The organism is Kribbella sp. CWNU-51 (assembly GCF_054073265.1).
Map to the genome: position 1 here is coordinate 546,593 of NZ_JBSXMZ010000004.1, position 12,864 is coordinate 559,456.

General features: G+C 68.3%; 12 protein-coding genes. 7 read left to right on the forward strand and 5 right to left on the reverse strand.

Annotation, left to right across the window (positions count from 1 at the left end; translation table 11 throughout):
- Positions 1-12: 12 nt before the first annotated feature.
- Positions 13-642, reverse strand: coding sequence for an HAD family hydrolase (locus ACXC9Q_RS04620; RefSeq protein WP_457055204.1), 630 nt, complete (start codon positions 640-642; stop codon positions 13-15).
- Entirely contained in the window at positions 642-2,726 is a 2,085-nt protein-coding gene (locus tag ACXC9Q_RS04625; RefSeq protein WP_457055205.1) for a DNA gyrase/topoisomerase IV subunit B, read from the reverse strand. Before ACXC9Q_RS04625 ends, ACXC9Q_RS04620 begins: the two co-directional genes overlap by 1 nt.
- 427 nt (positions 2,727-3,153) lie before the next feature.
- Between ACXC9Q_RS04625 and ACXC9Q_RS04630 the strand changes: the two genes are divergently transcribed.
- The gene (locus ACXC9Q_RS04630) at positions 3,154-3,384 is read left to right on the forward strand and encodes a DUF7455 domain-containing protein (RefSeq protein WP_328520910.1); all 231 of its coding nucleotides are present in this window, start codon (positions 3,154-3,156) and stop codon (positions 3,382-3,384) included.
- Between the two features lie 135 nt (positions 3,385-3,519).
- Here the strand turns inward: ACXC9Q_RS04630 and ACXC9Q_RS04635 are convergent, their stop codons facing one another.
- Positions 3,520-5,538 carry an amylo-alpha-1,6-glucosidase gene (locus ACXC9Q_RS04635; RefSeq protein ID WP_457055206.1) on the reverse strand — a complete coding sequence of 673 codons (2,019 nt, stop codon included), beginning with the start codon at positions 5,536-5,538 and terminating at the stop codon, positions 3,520-3,522.
- Positions 5,539-5,698: 160 nt separating this feature from the next.
- Here ACXC9Q_RS04635 and ACXC9Q_RS04640 point away from each other — a divergent pair, with 160 nt between their 5' ends.
- The 4 genes from ACXC9Q_RS04640 (at position 5,699) to ACXC9Q_RS04655 (ending at position 9,142) form a co-directional block, all read left to right on the forward strand.
- On the forward strand, positions 5,699-6,184 hold the full coding sequence (locus tag ACXC9Q_RS04640) for a DUF456 domain-containing protein (protein ID WP_457055207.1): 486 nt from the start codon (positions 5,699-5,701) through the stop codon (positions 6,182-6,184).
- Positions 6,185-6,293: 109 nt separating this feature from the next.
- Positions 6,294-6,827, forward strand: coding sequence for a hypothetical protein (locus ACXC9Q_RS04645; RefSeq protein WP_457055208.1), 534 nt, complete (start codon positions 6,294-6,296; stop codon positions 6,825-6,827).
- A gap of 66 nt (positions 6,828-6,893) precedes the next feature.
- Complete coding sequence (locus ACXC9Q_RS04650; RefSeq protein WP_457055209.1) at positions 6,894-7,595, forward strand: response regulator transcription factor; 702 nt, start codon at positions 6,894-6,896, stop codon at positions 7,593-7,595.
- Entirely contained in the window at positions 7,595-9,142 is a 1,548-nt protein-coding gene (locus ACXC9Q_RS04655) for a sensor histidine kinase (RefSeq protein WP_457055210.1), read from the forward strand. The genes ACXC9Q_RS04650 and ACXC9Q_RS04655 overlap by 1 nt, the downstream gene beginning before the upstream one ends.
- Positions 9,143-9,163: 21 nt before the next feature.
- On the opposite strand, the gene ppk2 is transcribed toward ACXC9Q_RS04655, so the two are convergent.
- Positions 9,164-10,072, reverse strand: a complete 909-nt coding sequence (gene ppk2 / locus ACXC9Q_RS04660) for a polyphosphate kinase 2 (RefSeq protein ID WP_457055211.1) — start codon at positions 10,070-10,072, stop codon at positions 9,164-9,166.
- A gap of 33 nt (positions 10,073-10,105) precedes the next feature.
- Between ppk2 and ACXC9Q_RS04665 the strand changes: the two genes are divergently transcribed.
- Both ACXC9Q_RS04665 and ACXC9Q_RS04670 read left to right on the forward strand, forming a co-directional pair.
- Positions 10,106-10,948 (forward strand): phosphotransferase, encoded by an 843-nt coding sequence (locus ACXC9Q_RS04665; RefSeq protein WP_457055212.1) that lies wholly within the window; start codon positions 10,106-10,108, stop codon positions 10,946-10,948.
- Between the two features lie 64 nt (positions 10,949-11,012).
- A complete protein-coding gene (locus ACXC9Q_RS04670; RefSeq protein ID WP_457055213.1) occupies positions 11,013-11,819 on the forward strand; it encodes a TetR/AcrR family transcriptional regulator in 807 nt (268 codons plus the stop codon).
- On the opposite strand, the gene ACXC9Q_RS04675 is transcribed toward ACXC9Q_RS04670, so the two are convergent.
- Positions 11,809-12,864 (reverse strand): Gfo/Idh/MocA family protein, encoded by a 1,056-nt coding sequence (locus tag ACXC9Q_RS04675; RefSeq protein ID WP_457055214.1) that lies wholly within the window; start codon positions 12,862-12,864, stop codon positions 11,809-11,811. The two genes, ACXC9Q_RS04670 and ACXC9Q_RS04675, sit on opposite strands and share 11 nt — an antisense overlap.

The following is a 12,864-nucleotide window of genomic DNA, read 5'->3' on the forward strand; positions in this document are numbered from 1 at the left end:
ATGCGGTCGAGGTCAGCTGGCGAGAATGATGGGGAATACGCCCTGGACCGAATTCAGGTGGTGATCCGCGATCGGCGTCGGCGCGTCGTGATGGTGGCCGATCCGGATGGTGCTCAGGTTGGCGTTGATCCCGCCGGCGATGTCGTACGACGGATGGTCTCCCACCATCCACCCGTCGACCAGGGTCGCCCCCGCGCCTTCGGCTGCGATCGCGAAGATCCGCGCGTCGGGCTTCCGGACGCCGGCTGCCTCGGAGATGCAGCAATAGTCGACCGCGTCGGCGATCCCGGTGTGCTCGAGCTTGCGGCTCTGCTGGACCACGCCGCCGTTCGTGACCACAGCAACCCGCCAACCCGCCGTCCGCAAGGAAGCGAGCCCGTCGAGAACCGGCTGGTCGACCCAGGTGAACGTCGGATGCTCCCGGTCGTACTCGTCGACGGAGACAGCAACCCCGAAGCGGTCGCGGAATCCGGAGAACAACTGCGGCCGCGGCGTGAACCCACCGTTGTCATGGGCAACCAACCAGTCGACCGCGTCCGGCCCGAGGCCCGCGCGATCGACCCACCACCGAGCCCACGCCAGAAACGCCCCGTCCCGATCAATCAACGTGTTGTCGAGATCGAAGCACGCCAGCCGGGGCATCACACGTCGATGCGGTTCTCGTCCAGGTCGTAGGCGCCTTGGACGATGAATTCCTTGCGAGGGGCGACGTCGTTGCCCATCAGGAGGTCGAAGACATTGGCGGCGGCCTCGCCGTCGTCGACGGTGATGCGGCGCAGCGTGCGGTGTCGCGGGTCCATCGTGGTCTCGGCCAACTGGTCGGCGTCCATCTCACCGAGGCCCTTGTAGCGCTGCGGTGGCTCCTTCCAGCGGACGCCCTTCTTCATCAGCTCGGCCGTCTTCCGCTGGTACTCCGCGTCGCTGTAGGTGTAGAGGTACTTCTCCTGGCCCTTCTTCGGGTTCGTCAGCTCGAACCGGTGCAGCGGCGGTACGGCGGTGTAGACGCGACCGGCGTCGACCAGCGGGCGCATGTACCGGAAGAAGAGCGTCGCCAGCAGGCACCGGATGTGGGCGCCGTCGGAGTCGGCGTCGGCCATGAAGATGATCTTGCCGTAGCGGACCTGCTCGAGGTCGAACGTCCGGCCGGACCCGGCGCCGACCACCTGGATGATCGACGCGCACTCGGCGTTCTTCAGCATGTCGCCGACCGACGCCTTCTGCACGTTCAGGATCTTGCCCCGGATCGGCAGCAGCGCCTGGAACTCCGAGCTCCGCGCGAGCTTCGCCGTACCCAGAGCCGAATCACCCTCGACGATGAACAGCTCGGAGCGGTCCACATCGTTGCTGCGGCAGTCGGCCAGCTTGGCCGGCAGCGCCGACGACTCCAGCGCGGTCTTCCGCCGCTGCAGCTCGCGGTGCTGACGAGCCGCCACCCGCGTGCGGGACGCGGCGACAACCTTCTCCAGCACCGCGCGGGCCTGCGCCTTCTGGGCAGCCTTGGTCGACGTGAGGAACGCCTCCAGCTCGCTCTGCACGACCTTCGCCACGATCCGCGACGCGGCCGGCGTGCCGAGCACCTCCTTGGTCTGGCCGTCGAACTGCGGCTCGGCCAGCCGGACCGTCACCACCGAGGTCAGGCCCTCGAGGACGTCGTCCTTGATGATCTCCTCGCCGCTCTTCAGCAAGCGGGTCCCGTCAAGTGCGTTCGTGAAGCTCTTCGACAGCGCGCGCTCGAAGCCGGCCACATGGGTCCCGCCCTTGGGCGTGGCCACGATGTTCACGAACGAGCGGACCTCGGTCTCGTACCCGTCGCCCCAGCGGACCGCGATGTCGACGTCCAGGTCGCGCTCGACGTCGGTCGGCGTCATGTGCCCGGCGTCGTCGAGCATCGGCACGGTCTCGGTGAAGTGGCCGGTGCCGGTCAGCCGGATCACCTCGGTCACCTTCTGGTCGGTGGCGAGGAACTCGCAGAACTCGCTGATCCCGCCGTCGTGCTTGAAGGTCTCCTCGGTGATCTCGTCGCCGCGCTCGTCCCGGATCACCAGCTCGAGCCCCGGCACCAGGAACGACGTCTGCCGCGCCCGGGTAACGACCTCGTCGTAGTTGAAGCTCGCGTCGCGGGTGAAGATCTGCCGGTCGGCCCAGTAGCGGATCCGGGTGCCGGTGACGCCCTTCTTCGCCCGCCCGGCCTTGCGCAGACCCTTCGCCGGAGTGAACGACGCGTTCGCGCCCTCGCCGTCGAACTCACCGGCGACCCCGCGCCGGAACGACGTGGTCCAGACCACACCACCGCGATCGACCTCGACGTCCAGCCGCGCGGACAGCGCGTTCACCACCGAGGCGCCGACACCGTGCAGACCACCCGAGGCGTTGTAGCTCCCGCCGCCGAACTTGCCGCCGGCGTGCAGCTTGGTGAACACGACCTCGACGCCGCTGAGCTTGGTCTTCGGCTCGATGTCGACCGGGATGCCGCGGGCGCGGTCGCGGACCTCGACGGACCCGTCCTTGTAGAGCACCACGTCGATCCGCTCGCCGTGCCCGGCCAGGGCCTCGTCGACGGCGTTGTCGATGATCTCCCACAGGCAGTGCATCAGGCCGCGGCTGTCGGTGGACCCGATGTACATGCCGGGGCGCTTCCGGACCGCCTCGAGACCTTCGAGGACGAGCAGGTTGCGGGCGTTGTACGTCGGGTCGAGCTCGGTACTGCGAGGCGTCGGGGCGGCCACTTGGCTCCTTCACTGGTTCACATTCCACCTGCACACGTCCGGGACCGGATCGGCTCCGAACGCATGGTTACAGCCTATGCGGCCGTACCCCCAAATCGTGGCAGGCGGGGCTGGAGGTGGAATGACGACGGGAACCGGGGATAGGTGTTGTGGCAGATATCGATCTGGACTCGATCCGGGAGTGGTGTTCGACACTCCGATCATCAGCGCGCTGTGACCACACCATGGCGCACAGTGAGAGTAGACACGCCCGACACCCGCTGGAAACAAGAATTCGCCCGTCTCCGAAACGATTCCTCGTCAAGATGCGTCATACGGGAACAGGTGGTTCGTCTCACATACGGACACGCTGCCCCATCCGGGAAGCGATCCGCATGTCAGGATGTTCCTATCTGGTGAGTACGGAACTAGATGAGATGAGGCCTCAATGACTACAGCACTCGCCCCGAGCTCGACCCTGTCGGCTGCGGACCGTTGTGATCGCTGCGGCGCGCAGGCCTACGTTCGTGTCACCTTGACCAGCGGTGGGGAGCTTCTGTTCTGCGCCCACCACGGCCGGGAGCACGCGGAGAAGCTGCGCAACATCGCGATCACCATCCACGACGAGACGGGACGGCTCGAAGCGACCCCGACCGTCGCCACGGACGAGGATCGGTAAGGACCTGGCTTCCTAAACGCGCCAACGGCGGCGCCAAAGTCATACAGGCTTCGATGGCGGTCACCCGGAAGGGTGGCCGCCATCCTTCCGTTCACACCACAGGTACGGCGGGAGCGACCTGGTTGTCGCCGCGATCTACTTCGGACTGTCGGCGTTCGCCCTGATCAGCGCGTTCTGAGGCGCGTCCAGCACGGTCAGGACGCCGTCCTCGACGCGCACGGACAGTACGTCGTCACCGAGCCGGAGTCCCGTGACCTCGAGCACATTCCACGGCGCCTCAGCCGGGTTCACGATCAGCGTCTCACCAGGAACATCCGACTCGATGCCCAGCGCCGCAACCACGGCCGCGACGACCGATGCGGCCGCCCACGCCTGCGGCCGGCAGGACAACGGGTACGGCGTCGGCGTGTTCTCCTCGTCCGTACCGCGACCGCCGTACAACTCGGGCAACCGATAGCCGAAGGCTTCCGCGGCACGAATCAAACCGTCCACGTACGACGAAGCCACCGCCCCGTGACCTGATGCGTACAGGCCCTGGATCGTCATCGCGGTGTCGTGCGGCCAGACGCTGCCGGTGTGATAGCCGAGCGGGTTGAACCGAGTCATTGCCGTGGACAACGTTCTCAACCCGAAGCCGCTGTTCAGTTCCGCGCCGGCCAGGACGTCGGCGACCGCCTGCTCCTCGTCCGCATCGAGCAGGCCGGTGCCGAGCAGGTGACCCATGTTCGACGCGCGACCCACGACCGGGTCCTTGGCGCCGTCGAGCGCGATCGCGGGGTAACCGTCGACCCAGAACGCGGAGCGGAATCGCTCCTGCAGGGCGGCTGCCCACTCCCGCCATTCGTCGCCGGACTCACCGTGCGCTTCGAGAAGCTCGGCTCCCCTGACCGCCGCGGCGTACGCATAGCCCTGCACCTCACACAGCGCGATGGGTGCGGTGGCGAGGGTGCCGTCCGGCCATTGCACCGCGTCGGCGGAGTCCTTCCAACCCTGGTTGGCCAGTCCGTGGCCGGACTCGTCGACGTACTCGAGGAAGCCGTCGCCGTCGGGATCGGCGTAGTCCTTCATCCAGCCGAGTGCGCGGCGCAGGTTCGGCAGCAGGTCGCTGACCTCTTTGGCCGGCATGCCCCAGCGCCAAGCTTTGTGGAGGGTGGTGATCCAGAGTTGGGTCGCGTCATGCGTTCCGTAGTACGCCGCGGGCAGGACGAGACCGCCGCCGTGGTCGGCGACCTCGGCGCGGAGCTCGTGCGGGATCTTGCCGGGTTGCTCTGCGGAGTCCGGGTCAACCTTGGTGCCTTGCCAGGCGGCGAGCGCTCGCAATGTGCCGGCGGCCAGTCCGGGGTCGACCGGGATCAGCATGCCGGACGAGATCAGCGAGTCGCGGCCGAAGAGCGTGAGATACCACGGCGGGCCGGCGCCGAGATAGCGATCGGCGCCGACGGCCAACTGCAGTGCGAGCACGTCGTCGAGCGAGCGCTGCAGCCAACGCTCGACCCGCCTGTCGTCACAGCTCAGGCCGACGCCGTACGGCGCTCTGTCCGCGGGCGGCTCGATCGAGAAGCCGGTGGTCGACGTCGGGAAGTCGGCCCTGACGCGCAGGGTGATGGTGAACTCCTCCCCCGGCTCGAGCCGGGGCACGGTGGCGACCCCGGGATCGGCACTCACGCTCACCCGGGTCCCGGCACTCTCCCAGTGCAGCCAACCGGGCTCGCCGGCCCTCGTCGGCAGCGGTGTCAGGTCGGGCAGCTCGGCGGCCGCTCCGCTGCGCACCGCGGCCGTCCCGGCGAGATCGGTGCCCAAGGCAACATCCAGCCGGCACGCGATCGCCGCGCGGGAACGGTTCACCAGCGTGATCCGCTCGGTCAGGCCCTCGCCGTCCACCTCCCGGGTGCGGTACAGCATCACGGTCGGATCGTGCCGGGTGTCACCGAGTCCTTCGACCATCGCGACGTACTCATGAGCCGCCGCGGAGCGCTCGACGGCGTGCACCGGGATCGGCTCCCGGCCGTCGACCGTGACCCTGAGCCGGGACAGGATGCGCCGGTCGCGGGCGTACACCCCCTCGGCGCCGGAGCCGGTGAGCTGCCCGGATCGCGGCGACAGGACCACCCAGGGAGCAGCGAGTGCGGTGACGAGTTCGTGCAGCCCGGTCATGGGGCCTCCCGCCCTGGACTGAGGAGTGTAGGGAGCGTAGCGACTGGAGCGACGAGGGAAGGGCGGGAGTAACAGCCCCATGACCCGCCGCGCCGGAGGCGTGGCATCAATACGGACATACCTCCACCCTAAAGGGCTGCTTTTGGGGCAGAGTGTCGGTGTGGAAACTGGAGTGACCGTCCTGGTCGGCGTCGCGATCTTCGTCGGGATCGTGGGGATCGTCGTGCCGATCCTGCCCGGGGCGCTCCTCAGCCTGGCGGCCATCCTGGTCTGGGCGATCCTGGCGCAGAGCGCGACCGGCTGGATCGTGTTCGCGATCACCGGGGCCTTGATCGGTGCGAGTCAGGTGGTGAAGTACGTCGTACCGGAGCGACGGCTCCGGGAAGCCGGAGTGCCCCGCCGGTCCATGCTCGTCGGCGTCCTGCTCGGGATCGTCGGGTTCTTCGTGATCCCGGTGGTCGGCATGTTCGTCGGCTTCCCGATCGGTGTCTACCTGTCCGAGGTCCAGCGGCAGCGCACGCACGCCGCCGCGTGGACGTCGACCAAGCACGCGCTGCGGCAGACCGGGGTGTCGATCCTGATCGAGCTCATCGGCACGTCGCTGGCTGCGGCGGTCTGGCTAGCCGCCGTGCTCTTCGTGGTCTGAATTGCCAGGGTTTTCTCAGCCGCACCGGAGCCTAGACTCAGTTCGGCGGTGGAGCGTGGGAAGACCAGTGCCAGGTCAGCCTGGCACGCAGCTCGGAAGGCAGAGCAGGATGAAGCTCTCACAGAAGCGGTGGCGGCTCCTCGGCACGGTTGCCGCTGTCGCCGTGACCACCACCGCAGGCGGAGTGGCCTGGGCCGCAACCAACGCGGATCCCACGCCGTCCCCCTCGGCGTCGCCGTCGACACCGTCCACGCCGAACCAGCAGCAGCCCGGTGGACCGGGCAAGGGCGGGTTCGGGCATCGCGGTGAGTTCGGTGTCGGCGGGGCGCTGCACGGCGAGTTCGTGGTCCCGAAGGACGGCGGCGGCTATCAGACCGTCGCCACCCAGCAGGGTGACGTGACCGCGGTCAGCAAGGACTCGATCACCTTGAAGAGTGAGGACGGGTACAGCCGCACCTACGCCGTGGCAGCCGAGACCTTGGTGAACTCGGCCCGCGACGGCATCGCGTCGATCAAGACCGGCAGCAAGGTCTCGGTCAGTGCCGTAGTGGCCGGCAACACGGCGACCGCGACCACGATCAACGACGGCACCGCCCGCGACGCGGCGGGTCAGAAATGGGGTTTCAAGCACGGGCCGCGCTGACAACTCACAGCTGATTGCCAGGAACCTTCCAGGGTTCACATGGGTTCCAGCGGCAGACTGTGGGGCATGAGTCCGCATCTGCTGGTGGTCGACGACGAGCCGAACATCGTCGAGTTGCTGTCCGCGAGTCTGCGTTTCGCCGGGTACGACGTGACCACGGCGACCCACGGCGCCGAGGCGCTGCGGAAGGCCCGTGAGGTGGAGCCCGACCTGGTCGTCCTCGACGTGATGATGCCGGGCCTGGACGGATTCGAAGTGGTCCGCAGGCTGCGCGGTGAGGACCGGCATGTGCCGGTGCTGTTCCTCACCGCCCGTGACGCGGTCGAGGACAAGGTCCTCGGCCTGCACACCGGTGGCGACGACTACGTCACCAAGCCGTTCAGTCTGGACGAGCTGGTCGCCCGGGTGCGGGCACTGCTGCGCCGGTCCGGTCACCGCGAGCAGACGACCACCGAGTCCGCCGTACTGCGCTATGCCGATCTGGAACTGAACGAGGACAGCTACGAGGTGTTCAAGGGTGGGCAGGCGGTCCAGCTCTCGCTGACCGAGTTCAAGCTGCTGCGCTGCCTGCTGGAGAACGCCGAGCGGGTGATGTCCAAGGGCCAGATCCTGTCCGCGGTCTGGAACTACGACTTCGCCGGAGACGCCGGCGTGGTCGAGTCGTACATGTCCTACCTGCGCCGTAAGGTCGACACCGGCGACCAGAAGCTGCTCCACACCGTCCGCGGGGTCGGGTATGTCCTGCGCACCCCGCGAGGCCCCAACTGATGCAACTGACCCACCGGCGCTTCGCCGACCGGTACCCACTGCGCGTCACCATCGTCGTCGTCCTGCTGACGTTGGTGGCGCTCGCTCTTGCCGCCTCCGGCGTGGTGGCGACCACGATCATGCGCGGCTACCTCGTCGACCGTGTCGACGAGCAGTTGCACCAGACCGTGATGCAGGTCCAGCGGATCCCGCCGGACCGGCGTCCGCAGCCACCCGGCACCGGCGAACTGGGTCGTCGTCCCCTGCCGAGTGAGTTCGTCGTCCAGTTCAACGACTCCGAAGGCACCAGCGACGGCGGTCCGATCGGTGCCCGGCTGGCCGAGACCGAGCCGCTGCCGAAGCTACCGACGCTGAATCTCAACCAGGTGCGGGCGCTCGACGGGAAGTCCTTCAATGTCGACGCCGTCTCCGGCGGCGCGACGTGGCGAGTCGTCGCCATCCCGCTGGACAATGGCTCTGGCTCGGTGATGGTCGCGCAGAGCCTGAAGGACATGGACCACACGATCCAGCGCCTGGTCGGCATCCAGGCGGCCGCCGGCATCATCCTCCTGGTGCTGCTGGCCGGCATCGGGACCTACGTCGTAAGGCGAAGTCTGCGCGGACTCGAGGACGTCGAGCACACCGCGGTCGCGATCGCCGGCGGGGACCTGAGCCAGCGGGTGCCGCAGCGGGATCCCCGGACCGAGGTCGGGCGGTTGTCGCTCGCGCTGAACCAGATGCTCGGGCAGATCGAGACCGCGTTCGCGCAACGGACCGCGTCCGAACTGGCCGCCCGGCGCTCCGAGGAGACCGCCCGGCGCTCCGAGGAGACCGCCCGGGAGTCCGAGGAGGCCGCGCGGCAGTCGGAGGAAGCGGCCCGGCAGTCCGAGGACCGGATGCGGCGGTTCGTGGCCGACGCGTCTCACGAATTGCGGACGCCGCTGACCTCGATCCGTGGCTTCGCGGAGCTTGCCCGGCAGCGCGGTGACGCGACGGATCCGGACACCATGCGGCGGATCGAGGACGAGGCCAAGCGGATGGGCCTGCTCGTCGACGACCTGCTACTGCTCGCACGGCTCGATCAACAGCGGCCGCTGAAGATGGAATCGGTGGATCTGCTGCCGATCGCCGCCGACACGCTGCACAACGCCCAGGCCGTGCAGCCGGAGCGCAACATCTCGCTCAAGATTCTGCAGGACTCCGAAGCGCCGGTGGTCGAGGGCGACGAGGCTCGGTTGCGTCAGGTGCTCGGGAACCTGGTCAGCAACGCGCTCCACCACACCCCGCTCGACGCGCCGATCACTGTCTCGGTCGGCACCCGGGGCGACGACGCGATCCTCGAGGTCAGTGACACCGGCCCGGGCCTGAGCGATGAGCAGAAGGCCAAGGTCTTCGAGCGTTTCTACCGCGCCGACTCGGCCCGCACCCGCACCACCGGCGGCTCCGGCCTAGGACTCTCGATCGTCGCCGCCCTGGTCGCCGCCCACCGCGGCCACGTCACCGTCACCGACTCCACCCCGACCGGCGCCACCTTCACCGTCCACCTGCCGCTCACCACCACCCCCTAGCCTTCGTTCCCCTTTCAGGGGTCAGAGAGCCGGGAAGGCGCGGGTGGCGGACTCGCCGTGTTCGAGGACCTGGGCGGCTGGGCCGAGGATCTTCGGGTCCGGGCTGCCGACCAGCTCGACGTCCTTGTTGGTGTAGTCGTAGCGGCTGAGCACGTGCCGCATGGCCTCGAGCCGAGCGCGCTTCTTGTCGTTGCTCTTCACCACGGTCCAGGGCGCGTGCAGCGTGTCCGTGTAGTGGAACATCGCCTCCTTGGCCTCGGTGTAGTCGGCCCACTTGTCCAGCGACGCGAGGTCGGTCGGCGACAGCTTCCACTGCCGCACCGGGTCGATCTGCCGGATCGTGAAGCGGGTCTGCTGCTCTGCCTGCGACACCGAGAACCACAGCTTGATCAGCAGGATGCCCGAGCGCACCAGCATCCGCTCGAACTCCGGCGCCTGCCGCAGGAACTCCTCGTACTCGTCCTGCGTGCAGAACCCCATCACCCGCTCGACACAGGCGCGGTTGTACCAGGACCGGTCGAACAGCACCATCTCCCCCGCGGCCGGCAGGTGCTCGACGTACCGCTGGAAGTACCACTGGGTCTTCTCGCGCTCGGTGGGCTTCTCCAGCGCGACGATGCGCGCGCCGCGCGGGTTCAGGTGCTCCATGAAGCGCTTGATCGTCCCGCCCTTGCCGGCCGCGTCGCGTCCCTCGAACACGATCACCAGCCGCTGCCCCGACCGCTTCACCCAGTACTGCAGCTTGAGCAACTCGATCTGCAGCAGGCGCTTGTCCCGGTCGTAGATCTCGCGCGGCAGCCGTTCGCCGTACGGATAGCCCTCGCGCCAGGTGTCGACCGGCGTACCGTCGGCACGCAGCAGCACCGGATCGTCGTCCTCGTCGTCGAGGACACGGAAGCCGAGCTCTTGCACCAGATCAGGAGTACTCATACGCCAAGATTCTGCGCTGCCGATGACATCCAGGTGAACAGCTCAGCGGGTGAAGAATGGAGCACGATGGTCGACGAGGGTGAAGAGATTCCGCTGCTCGGCGGGGACGTGACCGAAGGACTCGTCCGGGTTGGTGACACGGTACGGCGGCCGCCCGGTGAGCGGGCCGCGATGGTCAGGGACGTGCTGCTGCACCTGGAGTCGGCCGGGTTCGAGGGTGCTCCCCGGTTCCTCGGCGTCGACTCGGCCGGGCGTCAGGTCCTCTCGTACGTCGAGGGCGAGGTCGCCGGCCGCCCACACCCGGGCTGGATCGCCGACGAGGACCGGCTGATCTCGCTGGCCCGGCTGGTCCGCGCGTATGACGATGCGGTCGAGAGCTTCGGGATCCCGGCGAATCTGCCGGCGCCGATCGAACCGCCCGGTCTTCCGGCCGTCGCCGATCCCGTGGAGCTCGTCGGGCATCAAGACATCACGCCGGAGAACGTGGTATTCCGCGACGGCCGCGCGTACGCCTTGATCGACTTCGACCTCGCCCGCCCGGTCTCCCGGGCGCGGGAGCTGGTCAACCTGATGCTGTGGTGGGCTCCGCTCGGCGACGACGCCGATGTCGACCCGGCGTTCCGTGGTGTGGATCGCGTGCGGCGGTGCCGGCTGATCGCGGACGCCTACGACCTGGCCGATCCGGACCGCCGGCGCCTGATGGAGCTAGCGATCGCCCTGAACGAACGGGCCTGGCACACGATGAAGTACCGCGCGGACACACTCGGCGGCGGCTGGCAGCGGATGTGGAGTGAGGGAGTCGGCGACAAGATCAAGAACCGCCAGACCTGGCTCGAGCAGTACGCCGGCTCCATCACCACTGCCCTGATCAGCTGATATTGAACGCTGGTCAAAGTCCTGTACGTTGTTCAACACAGCGCTGGAGCGAGGTGGTGCGTGGATGGCGACCGAGGAGTACGCGTCCGTCTGGACCCGGCCCAAGCGCGGCCGGCGGCGCGAGCAGCCGGCGCTCAGCCAGGAGCAGATCGTCGCGGAAGCGCTCAAGCTGCTGGACGCCGACGGCCTGGAGGCGCTCACCATGCGCAAGCTCGGGGCCGCGCTCGGCGCGGTCGCGACCGCCGTCTACTGGCACGTCGCGAACAAGGAGGAGCTCGTCGAGCTCGTCGTCGACGAGGTGTACGGCGAGATCGAGGTGCCCGCGGTCACCGGGCCCGGCCAGTGGCGGGCGGCGGCGGAGTCCTCGGCACGCAGCGTGCGCGCCATGATCGTGCGCCATCCGTGGGTCGCGCCGACGCTGGCCGAGGTCGGCATGAACTACCTCGGCCCGAACCTGATGCGCGTCTCGGACCAGCTGCTCGGCCTCTACCTGACCGCCGGCTTCGAGCTGGCCGAAGCCGACCACGCCTCCAAGACCGTGCTCGGATACGTGATCGGCATCGCCTCGACCGAGGCCGCCACGATCACCAAACTTCACCGCAGCGGCATGGATCACGACGCTTGGCGCGCGGCGGTCTGGCCCGCCGCCGTCCAGGCCGCCGAGCCCTACCCCAACCTCCGCGCCCTGTACGCGGCCCACGACGCCACCGACCTGACCACCGACGCCGAGGACAACTTCAGTTACGGCCTCAACCGGATCCTCGACGGCCTCGAGTCCCGCCGCCGCAACACCTCGTCGGCCTCGGTCCTCGCCATCCAGGCCGCGGCCAAGACGATCGGCCGACGGAAGCCGGACCCGGTCACCGAGTGATCTTCACCTCGGATCCGATCCGGGCGGACTCGTAGATCGCCGACAGGATGCGCGCCATCTCGAGGCCTTGCTCCGCCGTCGCGTCGGCCGGGATCTCCCGGCGGCAGATCTTCAGGAAGTTGTCGATCTGGTTGGCGAACCCGACCGCGAAGTCGAACCCGAGCGAGTCGATCTGCGGCTGGACGTGCAACAGGGTGTCGTGCCGCTCGGTGACCATCAGCAGCTCCGGCTCGATCTCCGCGCCGCCCTTGTCGCCGTGGATCTTCACACTCGTCGAGTTCCGCGCGTGCAGCGAGTACGACGTGTCCACGTCGAGAACCGCCCCGTTGGAGAACCGGACCTGCGCCGTCGCGTAGTCCTCGACGTTGTTGACCCGCGTCTCGGACGCGGCCCGGTACCGGGTCAGGTGCTGGATGTTGTCCCGGGCACCGAGCGGCGAGAACGTCGCCCCCGACACCGAGACCGGGGTCGGCATGCCCATCAGGTACCAGCACAGGTCGATGATGTGGACACCCAGGTCGATCAGCGGGCCGCCACCGGAGATGTCGACGTCGCCGAACCATCCACCGGGGTTGCCGGCGGCCCGGATGATCGTGGCCCGCGCGGCGTAGATGTCGCCGAACTCGCCCTCGTCCAGGAAACGCTTCGTGACCAGGGCATTCGGGGCGAAGCGCCGTACGTAGCCGATCTGCAGGGCCTGACCGGTCTCCTTGGTCGCGCGGACCAGCGACTCGGCCTCGGCGACCGTCACGGACATCGGCTTCTCGACCAGCACGTCCTTGCCGGCCCGCAGCGCCGCCTCCGCGATCTTGGCGTGCAGGAGGTTCGGCACGCAGATGCTCACGGCGTCGACACCGGGATCGGCCAGGACCTCGTCGACGACATCCGTCGCCCGGGGTACGCCGAACTCGTCGGCGCGTGCCTTGGCTCGGGTCCGGTCGATGTCACAGACGGCCACCAGCTCGGCCTGCGGGTTCTTCTGGTACGAGATCAGGTGCTGGGTCGCGATGGCACCCACACCGATGACAGCAATCCGGGTCGTCAT